Below are 16,146 nucleotides of genomic sequence, written 5' to 3' on the forward strand. Positions count from 1 at the left end.
GAAACCCGAGTGAACCACCGGCTATGTCACATCGGGTGGTGCGCTTATGCTGTGCCGAGTGTCCAAGTTGACGACGGCCGTCAAGCGTATGGTGGTCGGCCGCCCTTTCCGTAGCGATTCCCTGGGACATACCCTGCTGCCCAAGCGGATCGCGCTGCCCGTCTTCGCCTCCGACGCCCTGTCGTCGGTGGCGTACGCACCCGAGGAGATCTTCCTCGTCCTGTCCACGGCGGGCCTGTCCGCCTACGTCTACACGCCGTGGATCGGGCTGGCGGTCGCGACTGTCATGGCGGTCGTGGTCGCCAGTTATCGGCAGAACGTGCACGCCTATCCGTCCGGTGGCGGTGACTACGAGGTGGCGACGGTCAATCTCGGGCCGATGGCCGGGCTCACCGTGGGCAGTGCGCTGATGGTCGACTACGTGCTCACCGTCGCGGTGTCGATTTCCTCGGCCGCCTCCAACATCGGCTCGGCGGTGCCGTTCGTGGCCACCCACAAGGTGCTGTTCGCGGTCGCCGCGATCGCCTTGCTCACGGCGGTGAATCTGCGCGGGGTGCGGGAGTCGGGGACGGCGTTCTCGATCCCGACCTACGGTTTCATGATCGGGATCTTCCTGATGCTGGGCTGGGGTATGGTCCGGATCTTCGTCTTCGGTGACGATCTGCATGCCGAATCGTCCGGTTTCAGTCTCAACGGAAACGAATCGCATCTGCAGGGCATCGCCTTCGCCTTCCTGATCGCGCGCGCGTTCTCGTCCGGATGTGCGGCGCTGACCGGTGTGGAGGCGATCAGCAACGGTGTTCCCGCCTTCCGCAAGCCGAAGTCCCGCAATGCCGCCACGACCTTGTTGATGCTGGGCCTGATCGCGATCACCCTGCTGATGGGCATCATTCTGATGGCTCGCAAGCTCGGCGTCGTGTTCGCCGCCGACACCACGGATCTGGTCGGCGCCCCGGCAGGGTACGAGCAGAAGACGCTCGTGGCCCAGTTGGCCCACACGATCTTCGACGGCTTCCCGGCGGGCTTCTTCTACATCACCATCGTCACCGCGCTGATCCTGGTGCTGGCCGCCAATACCGCGTTCAACGGCTTCCCGGTACTGGGGTCGATCCTCGCCCAGGACCGGTTCCTGCCGCGGCAGTTGCACACCCGCGGTGACCGGCTGGCCTTCAGCAACGGCATCCTGTTCCTGTCCGGCGCCGCGATCGCGTTCGTGGTGCTGTTCGGCGCCGAGGTGACGCGCCTGATCCAGCTCTACATCGTCGGTGTGTTCGTCTCGTTCGTCCTGAGCCAGACCGGGATGTTGCGGCACTGGACCCGGCTGTTGCGGACCGAGACCGATCCGGTCGTGCGGCGGCGGATGCTGCGCTCGCGGGTGATCAACGCCATCGGCCTGACCATGACCGGCGCCGTGCTGATCATCGTGCTGATCACGAAATTCCTTGCCGGAGCGTGGATCGCGATCGTCACCATGGCCGCGATCTTCGGCCTGATGCGCCTGATCCGCCGCCACTACGACACCGTCGGCCGGGAGCTCGAGGAGCAGGAGTTCACGGGGGTACTGCCCAGTCGCACCCATTCGATCGTGCTGGTGTCGAAGTTGCATCTGCCGACGCGGCGCGCCCTGGCCTACGCCCGTGCCACCCGGCCCGACACCCTCGAAGCCGTCACCGTGAACGTGGACGAGCCCGATACCCGGGCGCTGGTGCGGGAATGGGCCGACAGCGATGTTCCGGTGCCGCTCAAGGTGATCGAATCGCCGTATCGTGAAATCACCAAGCCCGTGGTCGATTACGTCAAGCGGGTGCGCAAGGATTCACCGCGCGACGTGGTGACCGTGTTCATCCCCGAATATGTGGTGGGGCACTGGTGGGAACAGTTGCTGCACAACCAGAGTGCGCTGCGGCTCAAGGGCCGGCTGCTGTTCGAACCGGGCGTGATGGTGACCAGCGTGCCGTGGCAGCTGAGTTCGTCGACCAAGGCGCACAGGCCCGAAGTGGTCAACGCGCCCGGCGCGGTACGCCGCGGCTACGAGGATCGCCCATGAGTACGGGTCCGGACTGGTTCGGTGAAACCTTCCAGCTGCGACTGGGCGCGCCCGGCCACGGTGGGTTCTGCATCGCCCGGCACGAGGGCCGGGTGTTGTTCGTCCGGCACGGACTGCCCGGTGAGCTGGTACTCGCCCGGGTGAGTGAGGATCGGGGCGGTTCGTTCTGCCGTGCCGAGGCGATCGAGATCCTGGAACCGTCCCCGGACCGGGTCGCACCGAACTGCCCGGTCTCCGGTCCGGGAGGGGCGGGATGCTGTGATTTCTCCTTCGCCACACCCGACGCGCAGCGAGGGCTGAAAGCCGCGGTGGTCGGCGAGCAGTTGCGGCGGCTGGCCCGGTGGGAGACCGAGGTCGTCGTCGAGCCGATTCCCGGGCCGATCGATCCGCCCCGCACCGATACGGACGTCTCCGCCGATATCGCGACGCGCAAGTCGGGCGCGACCCGCGGGAATGTTCCCGAAACCGGCTGGCGCACCCGGGTACGGCTGGTGGTCGACGCCGCCGGCCGTGCGGGCGTGCACCGCTATCGCAGCACCGAGGTGATGACGGATCTCCTTTGTCCGCAACCGATTTCGGGCGCGCTGGCGGGAATCGCCGATCGCACCTGGGCCCCTGGCGCCGAACTCGTGATCGCGGTCGACGCGGACGGACTGCAGCACATCGTGGAGCTCGCCGCGCCGGCCACACCGCGGCGTGGAGGGGATCGGCGCGCGACCGCGGCGCGCCGGGCGGCGGCACATGCCCGACGCGCGGAACGGGTGCTCTCCGGTAGCGGGCGTGCGGTGCAATACGTGGCCGGCCGGCGCTGGGAGGTCGCGGCCACCGGATTCTGGCAGGCGCACAGTGGTGCGGCGCAATGTTATTCGGATCTGGTGGCCGAATGGGCAGATCTGGATTCCGGATCCACGGCGTGGGATCTGTATTGCGGTGCGGGCGTCTTCGCCGCGCGGCTCGCCGAACAGGCCGGCCCGACCGGCTCGGTGCAGGGGGTGGAATCGTCGCGGTCGGCGGTGGCCGACGGCACCGCGGCGCTGCGCGATCTCCCCGGTGCGCACCTGCATGCCGATCGGGTGGAACGCTGGATCGCCGCACGGACGGACGTGCCCGGGGTGGTCGTGCTCGACCCGCCGCGGGCCGGTGCCGGAAAGCAGGTCATCGCCCCGCTCGCCGCGGCGAATCCCGGCCGGATCATCCACATCGGATGCGACCCCGCCGCCTTCGCCCGCGACATCGGGCTCTATCGCGATGCGGGCTACCGGGTCGGCGCATTGCGTGCCTTCGATGCGTTCCCGGCCACCCATCACGTGGAATGCGTGGCCATGCTCGAACGGAAGTGACTGCGGCTCAATCCAATTGCCAGGTCACGCGCAGATCGGCGCCGACCTGCTGTTCGCCGTATTCGACACCGACGGGCGTGTCGACGGCGCGGGCGGCCATGAAACGGATCTCGCCGCGGGGTTCCGGTGCGGCCGCGGTGTTCTCGGTGATCTCGAGTACCGGGCCGAGGTCGCGTTGCGCCCGGGCCGCGTAGCGCCGGGCGCGGTCGAGGGCGTCGTCCCACGCCGCCTCGCGGGCCCGGATCAGCAGTTCGGCCTGATCGGCGACGGTGAGATTCAGTCCACCGAGGCGGACGTCGTCACCGCCGGCCGCGACCGCGCGGGCGATGATCGCCGCGGGATCGGCCGCCGCACCGGAGGCGGCGGGGATGCGCAGCCCGATCGTCAGCGAGGTGGTCGCCACATAGCCGGTGATGCGGTTGCCCTCGTTCTCGATCCAGGTGGTTTCGGTACGCACCGACAGTCCCGTGGTGGCGATGTCGGCCGCGGCGACACCGTCGGCGCGCAGGGCGCCGGTGACCGCGGCGGTCCGCTCACCCGCCCGTCCGTAGGCGAGCGCCACCGATTGCGCCCGGGTCTCGACGGAAATGGAGACCTGCATCCGGTCGGGTGTCGCGGACGCGCTGCCGTGGCCGAATGTGGTGACGGTTCCCGGTCGGGGTGCGGCGGTGTTCGCAGGTCGCGGCTGCTCGGTGCTCATGTCGTCCTTCCCCGCGGCGCGGATTCCTCGCCGCCCGCTGTCATGCCGATGATCTATGTCGAGTCTCACACCGATCTCGAATATTGCAGCTCGCCGGTCATTCCCCTCATCGGGCCGGGATCCGGCTCCGTAGACTGTTCGAAACAACAAGCCATCGGAGAGGGAGCGAGAACGGTGGGAGTTCTTTCCCGGGTCGATACGCCCGAGGACCTGCGCGGGCTGACGGTACCCCAGCTGCGCGAGCTGGCCGAGGAGATTCGGGAGTTCCTGGTACGCAAGGTCGCGGTCACCGGTGGTCATCTGGGGCCGAATCTGGGCGTGGTGGAACTGACCATCGCCCTGCATCGAGTCTTCGACTCACCGGCCGACCCGATCATCTTCGACACCGGCCACCAGTCCTACGTGCACAAGATCCTCACGGGCCGCAAGGACGGATTCGACCGGCTGCGCAAACACGGCGGGCTGTCGGGGTATCCGAGCCGCGCCGAGAGCGAGCACGACTGGGTCGAGTCGTCGCACGCGTCGGCTTCGCTGTCCTATGCCGACGGCCTGGCCAAAGCCTTCGCGCTGACGGGACAGGATCGGCATGTGGTGGCCGTCGTCGGCGACGGCGCGCTCACCGGCGGTATGTGCTGGGAGGCGCTGAACAATATCGCCGCCGGCCCGGACCGCTCGTTGATCGTGGTCGTCAACGACAACGGCCGCTCCTACTCGCCGACCATCGGCGGCCTGGCCGATCGGCTCACCGCGCTGCGCATGCAACCGGCCTACGAGCAGGCCCTCGACGCCACCAAGCGGTTCGTCCAAGGCATTCCGCGGGTCGGGAGTTCGGCCTATTCGATGCTGCATGCGCTCAAGGCCGGGATCAAGGACGCCGTCGCGCCGCAGGAACTGTTCAGCGATCTCGGGCTCAAATATGTGGGACCGGTCGACGGGCACGATCCGGTCGCGCTGGAGGCCGCACTGCGCCGGGCCAAGGATTTCGGCGGGCCCGCCGTGGTGCACGTGGTGACCCTGAAGGGGCGCGGATATCAACCCGCGGTCGATCACGTCGCCGATCAGATGCATTCCATCGGTGCCATCGATCCCGAGACCGGCCGGCCGACCGGCGGTAAGACCGTCGGCTGGACGTCGGTGTTCACCGAGGAGCTGATCCGCCACGGCGAACAGCGCGACGACATCGTCGCGATCACCGCGGCCATGTCGGGCCCGACCGGGCTGGCTCCCTTCGGTGAACGCTTCCCCGATCGCCTGTTCGACGTCGGAATCGCAGAACAGCATGCGATGACCTCGGCGGCCGGTCTGGCGCTGGGCGGAATCCACCCGGTGGTCGCGATCTATTCGACCTTCCTCAACCGCGCCTTCGATCAGCTGCTGATGGATGTCGCACTGCTGAAACTGCCCGTGACCCTGGTGCTGGATCGCGCGGGTGTCACCGGTGACGACGGCGCCAGCCACAACGGTATGTGGGATCTGTCGGTGCTGGGCATCGTGCCCGGAATCCGGGTGGCCGCGCCACGCGATGCGGTGACCTTGCGCGAGGAACTGGCCGAGGCACTGGCCGTCGGTGACGGGCCGACCGCGCTGCGGTTCCCCAAAGGCCCTGTCGTCGAGGAGGTTACGGCGCTGGAGCGGCTCGACGGCATCGATGTGCTGCGGATGCCGGAAGGTGCCTCCGTGCAGGCGGTGCGCGGTGACGTGCTGCTCGTGGCCGTCGGCGCACTGGGTGCCAATGCCGTCGCGGCAGCGGATCTGCTGGCGGCGCACGGCGTTTCGGTGACGGTGCTGGATCCGCGCTGGGTGCTGCCGGTGTCCGACACCCTCGTCAAGCTGGCCGAGAACTACCGGCTGGTGGTGACCGTCGAGGACGGCGGTGTACACGGCGGGATAGGCAGTACCGTCTCCGCACGGTTGCGGGAGGCGGGTCTCGATGTGACGACTCGCGAACTCGGCGTCCCGCAGCAGTTCCTCGATCATTCGTCGCGTGCGCAGATCCATCAGGAGCTGGGGCTGACGGCGGAGAGTATCGCCGAGCGCGTTACCCGGTGGTTGTCCGGCGGCACCGTGTAGATTCTGAAACCGGTTACAGTTTCCGTCGCCGGTAGGAGTCCGTATGTCGTTCGTGCTCGTCGAGAAGCCGCGTCCGCAGGTGGCACTGGTCACCTTGAACCGGCCGGAACGCATGAACGCGATGGCCTTCGATGTGATGATCCCGCTGCGGGAGACCCTCGAGGCGGTGGCCGCCGACAACGAGGTGCGCGTGGTCGTCCTGACCGGCGCCGGGCACGGCTTCTGCTCCGGCGCCGATCTGCAGGGGGCCGGGCGGGTACCCAATGTCGAGGGCCTGACCCGCACCACGGTGGCTCGCCGGTCGATGGACCTGCTCGACAATGTGATGACGACGCTGCGGCGCATGCATCAGCCGGTGATCTCGGCGATCAACGGCGCCGCGATCGGCGGCGGCTTCTGCCTGAGCATGGCCACCGATATCCGAATCGCCTCGGAGCAGGCCTATTTCCGTGCCGCGGGCATCAACAACGGGCTGACCTCCGCGGAACTGGGCATCAGCTATCTGCTGCCGCGGGCGGTGGGGGCGTCACGAGCCTTCGAGATCATGCTGTCCGGACGCGATATCGACGCCGCCGAAGCCGAACGGATCGGATTGGTCTCGCGCGCAGTGGCATCCGAAGATCTCCTCGACACCTGTTACGAGCTGGCCGAGCGGATCATCGGTTACAGCCGGGTCGGCACCGAGCTGACCAAGCGCATGCTGTGGAGCGGTATGGAGGCGGGCAGCCTGGAATCGCATATGCAGCACGAAGGGACGGCGCAGCTGTACGTGCGATTGACCACGGAGAACTTCGACGAGGCCATCCGTGCCCGCCGGGACCGGCGCCCTCCGGTCTACGAAGACTGATCGGATTCCGGGAACAGCGCGGCGGCCAGCTCGCCGACCGCCAGCTCGCGCTGCCAGGCCCGGGCACCGCCCGCTTCGAGATACTTGCCGATCGCCGACTCCGGATCCGACGGTATTGCGCCGGAGCGGAATTCGGGCAATCCGTCCCAGCACAGCCGCCGCAGCAGATCCGGTGTCAGCAGGTTCTCCACCGGTACCGTGTATCGCTGCGACAATTCGCTCATGGCGGCCCGGGCGGCGGCGAGCCGGGCGGCCGCGACCGGATCGCGGCGCTCCCAGCGATTGACCGGCGGCGGCCCGTCGAACGGCTGCGACATCGGCGGCAACGCAGAATCCGGCAGTGCCCGAGCACGTTCCACCGCGGTGAGCCACTCGCGCGAGTACCGGCGCTGGCGTGGTCCGCCGAACACCGGCAGCGTGCGCAGTTGCGGGATGGTCTTCGGATCCGCCTGCGCCGCGGCGATGATCGCCGAATCGGGCAGAATTCGTGCCGGGGCGACATCACGATGTCGTGCGATACCGTCACGGGCCGACCACAATTCGCGCACCGTCGCCAGTTGCCGGGCGCGGCGCAAGGTGTGGATACCGGAGGTACGGCGCCAGCGGTCCGGTTTCGGCGCAGCGGGCGCGGCGGTGCGCACATGCTCGAATTCCTGTGCCGCCCAGTCGGATTTCCCCTGGTCGGACAGCGCCGCGGCGACCTCGTCGCGCAATTCTACGAGCAGTTCCACATCCAGGGCCGCGTAGTTGAGCCAGTCCTGGGGCAGTGGCCGGGTCGACCAGTCCGCGGCGCCGTGGCCCTTGCGCAGCTCCCGGCCGAGCAGCCGGACGACCATCGCGGCCAAGCCGACCCGATCGAATCCCGCCAGTCGCCCACCCAGTTCGGTGTCGAACAGCCGGTCCGGCCGCAGGCCGAGTTCCGCCAGGCACGGCAGGTCCTGATCCGCGGAGTGCAGCACCCATTCCAGCTCGTTGATCACGGCGGCGAGTGCGTCCATCGCGCCGGGTTCCGGAATCGGATCGATCAGAAAGGTTCCGCTGCCGCGACGGCGCAACTGGACGAGATAGGCCCGATTCGAATACCGGAATCCGGAGGCGCGCTCGGCATCGACGGCCAGGGGGCCGGAACCGGCGGCGATCGCGGCGGCCGCGGCGGCGATCTCGGCCGCGGAATCGAGCACCGGGGGGACTCCGTCGGCCGGAGCCAGCAGAGGAACGGCACCACTGGGGTCGGGCTGTGCTGTGGGTGGCGCCCCCTGGGCGGTGTCGGACTCGTCGGCTTCGGGCATAAAGCTGAACTCTACGTGGCCCTCAGAACCGGTCGTCGGCAATCCGCGGATGCGACGGCAAATGGGTGATGCCCGCCGGGGGCAGGCCGGCGGCGTAGGCGAGCACTTCGCAGAATGCCTCGACATGGGGCGCGAGCTGGGGTGATCCGACCGTCCACGAGGCGCGCAGCTCCAGCTGATAGGCGCGCGGTGGTCCGGCGATGTCGCCGTAGCGAACCGAACTCGTCGAGGTGACGGTGCCACCGAGCGCGGTGAACTCCTCACCGCGCGATTCCAGCGAGTCCACCAGCCAGCTCCATGCCACCTCCGGCAGCAGCGGATCACCGGCGAGTGCCGCGTCGATGTCGGCCTGGATGTAGGCCACCAGACGGAACACTCCGTGCCAGGCCTCTTGCCCGTTCGGATCGTGTAACAGGATCAGGCGGCCGAACGCATCGTCGTCGGAGTCGACGGGGATGACGTTCGTGTCCGGGTGTGCGACCTCCGCTCCGATGGCGTACGAATACGGTGCCAGGCGTTGGGGAGGTCGGATCGGTGCCAGCTCGATCCTCGGGTGGACGGATGCGGTGCCCATCGCATCGACCGCGGCGCGAAACTGGGCGGGTTCGCTGTCGGGGCCCGGGGTCGGTGCGGCGCCGTCGCGGAAGTCGAGCGGTGTCACGACTGTGAACGGTAGACCTCAACGGTCTCCGGCACGCGGAGGCGCGCCGCTACGGCAATGCACGGTGGCGCGGGCACCCCGTGCGTGGCCGCCTACGATAGCGGTGATGAGCACACCAACCCGCCGCCGTCTGTCCGATGCGCCGTTCCTCGCCGCCGCCACTGGCGCCGCGCCCGGTCGGCGCCCCGTCTGGTTCATGCGGCAGGCCGGTCGCTCGCTGCCCGAATACCGCGAACTGCGTGCCGGTATCGGCATACTGGAATCGTGCTTCGATCCGGAGCTGCTGTGCGAGATCACCATGCAGCCGATTCGCCGGCACGGTGTGGACGCGGCAATCCTGTTCTCCGACATCGTCGTTCCACTCAAGGCCGCCGGTGTCGACCTCGACATCGTGCCCGGTGTGGGGCCGGTCATCGCGAATCCGGTGCGTTCGGTCGACGATGTGCGGGCACTGCCGCGGCTGCGCCGCGAGGAGGTGGGCGCGGTCACCGACGGCATCGGCCTGCTGCTCGACGCACTCGGTGAGACGCCGCTGATCGGATTCGCGGGCGCCCCTTTCACTCTCGCGTCCTATCTGATCGAGGGCGGACCGAGCCGCAACCACGAGCGCACCAAATCGATGATGCTCGGCGATCCGCAGACCTGGCACACACTGCTGGGGATGCTCACCGATATCGCCGTGGAATTCCTGCGCGCCCAGCTCGGCGCGGGCGTGGACGCGGTGCAGCTGTTCGATTCGTGGGCGGGTGCGTTGTCGCTGGCGCAATACCGGGAATTCGTGCTGCCGCATTCGGAGCGGGTCCTCGCCGAGATCGCCGAGGCCGGAGTGCCACGCATCCACTTCGGGGTGGGAACCGGGGAACTGCTGGGTGCGATGGGTGAGGCCGGCGCCGATGTGGTGGGCGTGGACTGGCGGGTCCCGCTGACCGACGCTGTGCGCCGGGTCGGCCCCGGAAAAGCATTGCAGGGCAACCTCGATCCGGCCGTGCTGTTCGCCGGGCCGCAGGTCGTCGAGCGTGAGATCCGCCGTATCGCGCACGAGGCGGACGAGGCGATCACGCTCGGCGCGACGGGCCACATCTTCAACCTCGGCCACGGCGTGCTGCCCGACACCGATCCGGGCGCCATCACCGCCGCCGTCGAAGTGATCCACAGCCTGCCGGTACCGCTGTAGGTGCCACCCGCCGCCGATCCGGGCGTGTGCACCGCGCGGGCCCGGTGCGGGCGGGGGAGTACTTTGCTCGGTGTGCGGGCCCGGGCGTGCCCGGTGTCACCGTGGGCACCGAGGTGATGACGACGAGGAGTTGGGGCGATGCGTGTTGCGGTGGTCGGTGGCGGAATCAGCGGTCTCGTGGCGGCGTACCGGCTGCGGGCGGCACTCGGGCCGGAGCTGGAACTGATTCTGCTCGAGCGGCGTGATCGCCTCGGCGGGACCCTGCGGACCGTTGCGCTCGCGGGGGAGCCGGTCGACGTCGGTGCCGAGGCATTCATCGGGCGGCGGCCCGAAATACCCTCGCTGCTCGACGAATTGGGATTGTCGGACCAGCTGGTGCATCCCGCCGGGCGGCGTCCGCTGATCTGGTCCGGGGGAACCACCCATCCGCTGCCCGAGCGCACGCTGATGGGTATCCCGTCCGGTCCGGACACCGTCGAAGGTCTGGTCGACGAGGCCACGCTGGCCCGGATCGCCGAGGAGCCGACGCTGCCGCTGCGCTGGGAGCTGGGCACCGACGCCTCGGTCGCCGAGCTGGTCGCCGAGCGTTTCGGTGCACAGGTCGTCGCGCGCAGCGTGGACCCGCTGCTGGGCGGCGTGTACGCCGGGCGCGCGGAATCGATCGGTGTACGGGCGGCCCTGCCCGCCCTGGCCGCCGCACTCGACGCCGGTGCGCCGAATCTCACCGCCGCGATCTCCCGGGCTCTCCCGCCACCGTCGACCGGCCCGGTGTTCGGCGGACTGCGCGACGGCTATGGAGTCCTGCTGGAGGCATTGCGCCACGCCGCCGCGCCCAAGGTCGAAATCGATACGCCGGTAACGGGTCTGGTGCGGACCGCGGGCGGCTGGCAGGTCGATCCGATCGGAGCGGTCGACGCGGTGGTGCTGGCCACTCCGGCCCCGGTCACGGCGGCACTGCTCCGGGACATCGCACCGGGGGCCGCGGCCGCCGCCGGTGGGATCGAGCTGTCGTCCTCGGCCGTCGTGGCGCTGGGATTGCCCGCCGACACCGCGCTGCCGGACAACTCCGGAATCCTGGTCGCCACGGGAGAATCGTTGCGTGCCAAGGCCTTTACTCTCTCCAGTCGTAAGTGGCCGCATCTGGCCGATCGAGAACTCGCGCTGGTGCGGGCTTCGTTCGGCCGTTTCGGGGACGACACACCGTTGTCCTGGCCGGACGAGGAGCTGATCGCCGCCGCCGTGGCGGACCTGTCGACGGTCACCGGGCTGTCTCTGCGGCCCGAAACCGCCCTGGTGCAGCGCTGGCGCGGCGGGCTGCCGCAGTACGCGCCCGGGCACACCGAGCGGATCGCCGCGCTGGCGGCCGAGGTGGAGACGTTGCCGCGGCTGGCGGTCGCCGGGGCGTATCTGCACGGTGTCGGTGTTCCGGCCTGTGCGGCCTCGGGAACCGCTGCCGCACAACGGCTACTGTCCCGGTAGCCGCTCTGCGGACGGACGGACGGGCGTCGCGGGCAGGCCGCATGGCCGGGACCGGCCCCCAGCGGTGGCGCGCGATAGGCGCGGCCGGGGCGGGGGAGTCGATCCCGGGAGGTTCGCACGGGGTGCGGCTGTGCCGCGATCGGGCACGCAGTGGCACGATGGGGACCATGGCGCGACTCGATTACCAAGCTCTCAATTCGACCATCCGGTATCTGATGTTCTCGGTGTTCCAGGTCAAACCCGGAGTGCTGGGGGATGAGCGGGACACCGTGGTCAAGCAGGCGCGGGAGTTCTTCGACTCGCTCGACGAGCGCGGTGTCGTGGTGCGGGGCCTCTACGATGTCGCGGGGTTGCGCGCCGACGCCGATTTCATGATCTGGTGGCATGCCGAGCGGATCGAGGATCTGCAGGCCGCCTACGCCGATTTCCGCCGGACCACCGACCTGGGCCGGGCGAGCACACCGGTGTGGAGCAATGCGGCCATCCATCGCCCGGCCGAGTTCAACAAGAGCCATATTCCGGCGTTCCTCGCCGGTGAGGACCCGGGCAACTACATCTGCGTGTACCCGTTCGTCCGCTCCTACGACTGGTACCTGCTGCCCGACGAGGAACGGCGCCGCATGCTGGCCGACCACGGTAAGCAGGCCCGCTCCTATCCGGATGTGCGGGCCAATACCGTCGCCTCGTTCGCCCTCGGCGACTACGAGTGGATCCTCGCGTTCGAAGCGCCGGAACTGCATCGCATCGTCGATCTCATGCGCGATCTGCGCGCCACCGACGCGCGTCACCATGTGCGCGAGGAGATTCCGTTCTTCAGCGGCCCCCGTGTCGAGGTGGAACAGCTCGTCACCGCGTTGCCCTGATCGCCGCTCCGGCCCGGCATGCCCCCGTAATTCGGGGCGTGCCGGGGTGGTGAGCGGTCCGTAAAATTACCGTCGGCTCACCGCGCGTCTCCTTGGGACGCGCGTGATCGTGGACAAGCGGCCCCGGTCAGCCGGCCGCGTCGTCCGAGGGGTGCAGACGCAGCGAAATCGAGTTGATGCAATACCGCTTGTCCGTTGGCGTCGGATAGCCCTCGCCTTCGAAGACGTGCCCGAGGTGGCTGTGGCAATTCGCGCACAGCACCTCGACGCGGTGCATCCCGAGGGAATCGTCGGAGCGCAGGATCACCGCCTCGGATTCGGCCGGATCGAAGAACGACGGCCACCCGCAGTGCGAATGGAACTTCTCGGTGCTGCGGAACAGCTCGGCACCACATGCGCGGCAGGTGTAGACGCCCGTGGTCTCGGTGTCGGTGTACTCACCGGTGAACGCGCGTTCGGTACCCGCCTCGCGCAGTACCGCGTATTCCTGCGGGGTCAGCCGTGCCCGCCACTGCTGCGGGCTCAATTCGATCTTGGCGGCCGGAAGCGATGAGGTCGGGGAATCGGACTGTGAACTCATGAGCCGATTCTAGTGACGTGGTGGGCCCGGCGGTCAGCTCAGGACGCCCGCCTGCGTCGATTCCTGCTGATCGACCACGTCGGTGGCCGCCACCGGTTCGCGGCCGTTGGTCCGTCGCGCGGGCGGCGCGGCGCGTCCGGGGGCGCCGGGCAGCAGGAACGACGGCTCGATTCCGGAATCCAGGCGTCCCTCCCGGCGAGCGGCCAGATAGCGGTCGCCGAGCACACAGAACACCACGATCAGCAGCAGTGCCCAGCCGAAGGTGACGCGCAGGTACTCGAATGCGCGCCCGGCGCTCTGCCAGTGATCGAGCAGCCACTTGTCGTAGGTCATGAATCCGAAGATCGCCAGCCACGCCGGCCAGTTGCGCAGTACCGAATTGCGCAGCACCACCGTCATCAGGAACGGGAACAGCATCATCGAGTAGTACTGCTGGCCCAAACCGGGAAGCAGGAACGAGGCGGTGAGGATGATGCCGGAGGTGGTGCAGATGAAGAACAGTTCGTCCTCGCGGCAGTACCGGTACAGCAGCCACAGCGAGACGAGCACCAGCACGCCCAGCGCGATGCGCATACCCCAGCTCAGCCAGACGGGCAGCCCGTAGTACCCGGCATTGCCGACGATGGCGCTGTTGAAGTAGTCGCGTGACTTCAGCAGATACGGCGTCGTGCGGTGGACGAAGTCCATCGGATCCTTGATCAGCGGCCACGCGATCGCGGTCAGCACCACCGGAACGCCGATCGCGGTGATGAACACCTGCCATTGCCGGCGTGCCAGCGGTATCAGCAGCAGCGGCGCCAGCGTCGGTTTCACCGCGATGGTCAGGCCCATGACCACCCCGGCCAGCAGATCGCGCCGCTGCAGGAGCAGGTGAATGAAGAGCACCTCGGCCAGCAGCAGGCAGCCGTTGACGTTGCCGAATCCCAGTGTGTTGATGACGGTTTCGGAGGCGAACATCAGCAGCAGCAGCGTCGGTGCCGCCACCGACCTGATCGAATACTTGAACAGGCGCAGCAGCAGATACCAGGCCAGCACGATCGCGATCGCGTTGAGCCCGATGAACAACCACCGCGACTTCTCCGGGTCGATGATCGCCAGCGGCGCGATCAGCAGTGTTCCGCTCGGCGGGTACAGGTAGTGCGGATCGACCAGATCGAAGTTCTCACCGTAGATCGACCGGCCGTTGAGAAATGCCAGTGATGCCTTGTAGACCGGCGCGAAGTCGTCGGTGATGGTGAAGTTGGTCCCTTTGACGACGACCTGATGCAGCACGGTGAGGATCGCGAAGGGCCACAGAGCGAAGTTGAACACTTCGGCGGTGGTGCGAGCGGTGCGCGGCTCGAGCTGGCGAAGGAACACTGGGGCACGGTACACCGGAAACCCCGGTGATGGTTGCGCGGACCCGCCGTAATGCGTGCCGGAGACCGGACTCGGCCACCGGCGTCACGGGCAGTTGTCCGCCGGCCGACGGGCGCCCGGCGCGGTGACACCTCCTCGCCGCCGCCGGGCGCTGCTCGGTCAAGCGGGGCAGACGGTCCCGTCGGCCGGCAGCTCGGCGTCCTTCAGGTACCTGGTGATGTTCTGCTGGGCGCAGCTGGAGTGCGAAAGGACCGGATGACCCCAGCCCTGCCACTGCAGTGTGGAGGTGCGCGCACCGGCCGCTCCCAGCACACCGGTCACCGATGCCGGGCCGTCCCCACCGGTCACCGGGTCGGCGGCGGTGCCGACGACCAGCACCGGGAGGGTGAACTTGTCGGGTTGGCGCGGCGCCTGTACCACAGGCCAGGCCGAACATTCCATCAGACCGCTGGCCGCACTCCGGCCGAAGACCGGATACTTCGTGCCCCAGTCGTTTTCGAGCTGTTTGGCCCGGTCCGGGGTGGCGGCCTGTTGATTGTCGCTGCATCGCGAGACGAACTGGCCGTCGGATCCGACCGCCGCGGTCTCCCGGGTCATCAGGGCCTGCAGTGCGCCGAGATCACCGCGTCCGGCCGCCGACAGCGCATCGGCCAGTTCGGCGGTGTGTGCGGTCTGATCGGCGCGCGGATCACCGAGGAAGGCGGTGATCGTGGTGGTCAGTGCGGAGGCCGATACGGTCCCGAGCTGGCCCGCACCGGCCCGGCCGACGAGATCGGTGATCGCGGCGCGCGGATCGGCGCCGAGCGAGCAGTTCAGATCGGCGCAGCGGCGGGCGAATCCGGTCAGTGCGGCTTCCGCGCCCTTGACCTGCTGTTCGGTGCGAGTGACCTGATCCGCGCCGACCGTTTCGGGTGAGTCGAGCACCAGCCGGGCCAGGTGGTCGTTGCCGTACTTCGCGGCGTAGCTGAGCGCGACCCGGGTGCCGTTACCGGTGCCCAGCAGGTCGATCCGGTCGACCTGCCACTGTTTGCGCAGTTGTTCGATGTCGTCGGCGGCGTGCGGGGCGTCGTAGGCGGCCTGATACGGCTGCAGGAAGTCCTGACACGCGACGGTGGCATCCTGGCTCAGCTTCGCCGTCGCGTCCACGCGGTCGCCGCCGGGGGTGAACTGCCCGTTGTCGGCCAGATCCCGGCGCGTGTCTTCGAACAGGCAATCGATCGGCTGGGAGCTGCCCAGGCCGCGGCGGTCCACCCCGACGAGCGGGTGATCGGCCAGGATCGTCGCCTCCGGGCCCGAGACCAGACCCGCGAGGGTGGCCGTCGTGGACCGATCGGTGCCGGAGGTGACCACCACCGGAGCCGCGTCCGCCGGGGTCTGCGCGGTACGGACACGGACGGCCCCGGTGCGGAAGGTGCCCAGGACCGTGCCGCCGGTATCGATCGGCGTGGAGAAGTCCGCGCATTCGAAGATCACTCCCGGCGGCGGCGCCCCGGTGCCCAGGAGGTTGAACGTGGGCGCGGCGCAATCGTGCCAGGACAGATCGGTTTTGGGGACCTGAGCCTGTGGCGGCGGGGGCGGTGCGGTGCTGGTGCCGGTGACCGCGGGTCCCGGGCCGCCGTGGGGTTGTTCCACGGCTACTCCCGGCCGCTGCGACGGTCCGGCACCGCAGGCGGCGGTGAGCAGAACCGTCAGCGATGATGCCAGCAGGGCGGCCCGAGTCCAACGCATGCGCTACAC

At 68.7% G+C, this 16,146-nt stretch carries 13 protein-coding genes; 7 read left to right on the forward strand and 6 right to left on the reverse strand.

The genetic code is table 11. The features are described from left to right. Positions 1–58: 58 nt before the first annotated feature. Together AB0L57_RS26095 and AB0L57_RS26100 are read left to right on the forward strand one after the other, a co-directional pair. Positions 59–2,047, forward strand: coding sequence for an APC family permease (locus tag AB0L57_RS26095; RefSeq protein WP_364967250.1), 1,989 nt, complete (start codon positions 59–61; stop codon positions 2,045–2,047). Next, entirely contained in the window at positions 2,044–3,387 is a 1,344-nt protein-coding gene (locus tag AB0L57_RS26100; RefSeq protein ID WP_364967252.1) for a TRAM domain-containing protein, read from the forward strand. Before AB0L57_RS26095 ends, AB0L57_RS26100 begins: the two co-directional genes overlap by 4 nt. 7 nt (positions 3,388–3,394) lie before the next feature. Here AB0L57_RS26100 and AB0L57_RS26105 read toward each other — a convergent pair whose 3' ends face one another. Next, positions 3,395–4,087 carry an SIMPL domain-containing protein gene (locus AB0L57_RS26105; protein WP_364967255.1) on the reverse strand — a complete coding sequence of 231 codons (693 nt, stop codon included), beginning with the start codon at positions 4,085–4,087 and terminating at the stop codon, positions 3,395–3,397. 174 nt (positions 4,088–4,261) lie between these two features. On the opposite strand from AB0L57_RS26105, the gene dxs reads away from it, so the two are divergent. Beyond that, positions 4,262–6,157, forward strand: coding sequence for a 1-deoxy-D-xylulose-5-phosphate synthase (gene dxs, locus AB0L57_RS26110; RefSeq protein ID WP_364967257.1), 1,896 nt, complete (start codon positions 4,262–4,264; stop codon positions 6,155–6,157). A 43-nt stretch (positions 6,158–6,200) separates the two neighbouring features. Next, the gene (locus tag AB0L57_RS26115; RefSeq protein WP_364967259.1) at positions 6,201–7,004 is read left to right on the forward strand and encodes an enoyl-CoA hydratase; all 804 of its coding nucleotides are present in this window, start codon (positions 6,201–6,203) and stop codon (positions 7,002–7,004) included. Here the strand turns inward: AB0L57_RS26115 and AB0L57_RS26120 are convergent. Both AB0L57_RS26120 and AB0L57_RS26125 read right to left on the reverse strand, forming a co-directional pair. Then, positions 6,992–8,293: a ribonuclease D gene (locus AB0L57_RS26120; protein WP_364967261.1), complete on the reverse strand. Its 1,302-nt coding sequence runs from the start codon at positions 8,291–8,293 to the stop codon at positions 6,992–6,994. The two genes, AB0L57_RS26115 and AB0L57_RS26120, sit on opposite strands and share 13 nt — an antisense overlap. Before the next feature lie 22 nt (positions 8,294–8,315). Further along, complete coding sequence (locus tag AB0L57_RS26125) at positions 8,316–8,954, reverse strand: DUF3000 domain-containing protein (protein WP_364967264.1); 639 nt, start codon at positions 8,952–8,954, stop codon at positions 8,316–8,318. 106 nt (positions 8,955–9,060) lie between these two features. On the opposite strand from AB0L57_RS26125, the gene hemE reads away from it, so the two are divergent. The 3 genes from hemE to hemQ all read left to right on the forward strand — a co-directional run bounded on the left by hemE (position 9,061) and on the right by hemQ (position 12,470). Further along, positions 9,061–10,128 carry a uroporphyrinogen decarboxylase gene (gene hemE / locus AB0L57_RS26130; RefSeq protein WP_364967267.1) on the forward strand — a complete coding sequence of 356 codons (1,068 nt, stop codon included), beginning with the start codon at positions 9,061–9,063 and terminating at the stop codon, positions 10,126–10,128. Between the two features lie 138 nt (positions 10,129–10,266). After that, positions 10,267–11,607 (forward strand): protoporphyrinogen oxidase, encoded by a 1,341-nt coding sequence (locus tag AB0L57_RS26135; protein WP_364967269.1) that lies wholly within the window; start codon positions 10,267–10,269, stop codon positions 11,605–11,607. A 167-nt stretch (positions 11,608–11,774) separates the two neighbouring features. Continuing rightward, the gene (gene hemQ, locus AB0L57_RS26140; protein WP_364967272.1) at positions 11,775–12,470 is read left to right on the forward strand and encodes a hydrogen peroxide-dependent heme synthase; all 696 of its coding nucleotides are present in this window, start codon (positions 11,775–11,777) and stop codon (positions 12,468–12,470) included. Between the two features lie 127 nt (positions 12,471–12,597). On the opposite strand, the gene msrB is transcribed toward hemQ, so the two are convergent. From msrB to AB0L57_RS26155, 3 genes are all read right to left on the reverse strand, one after another. Beyond that, a complete protein-coding gene (msrB, locus tag AB0L57_RS26145) occupies positions 12,598–13,050 on the reverse strand; it encodes a peptide-methionine (R)-S-oxide reductase MsrB (protein ID WP_364967275.1) in 453 nt (150 codons plus the stop codon). A 33-nt stretch (positions 13,051–13,083) separates the two neighbouring features. Then, positions 13,084–14,409 (reverse strand): glycosyltransferase family 87 protein, encoded by a 1,326-nt coding sequence (locus AB0L57_RS26150; protein WP_364967278.1) that lies wholly within the window; start codon positions 14,407–14,409, stop codon positions 13,084–13,086. A gap of 159 nt (positions 14,410–14,568) precedes the next feature. Next, positions 14,569–16,137 (reverse strand): alpha/beta hydrolase, encoded by a 1,569-nt coding sequence (locus tag AB0L57_RS26155; protein WP_364967281.1) that lies wholly within the window; start codon positions 16,135–16,137, stop codon positions 14,569–14,571. Between the last annotated feature and the right edge of the window lie 9 nt (positions 16,138–16,146).

Source organism: Nocardia sp. NPDC052254 (assembly GCF_040679495.1).
Lineage (GTDB): Bacteria > Actinomycetota > Actinomycetes > Mycobacteriales > Mycobacteriaceae > Nocardia.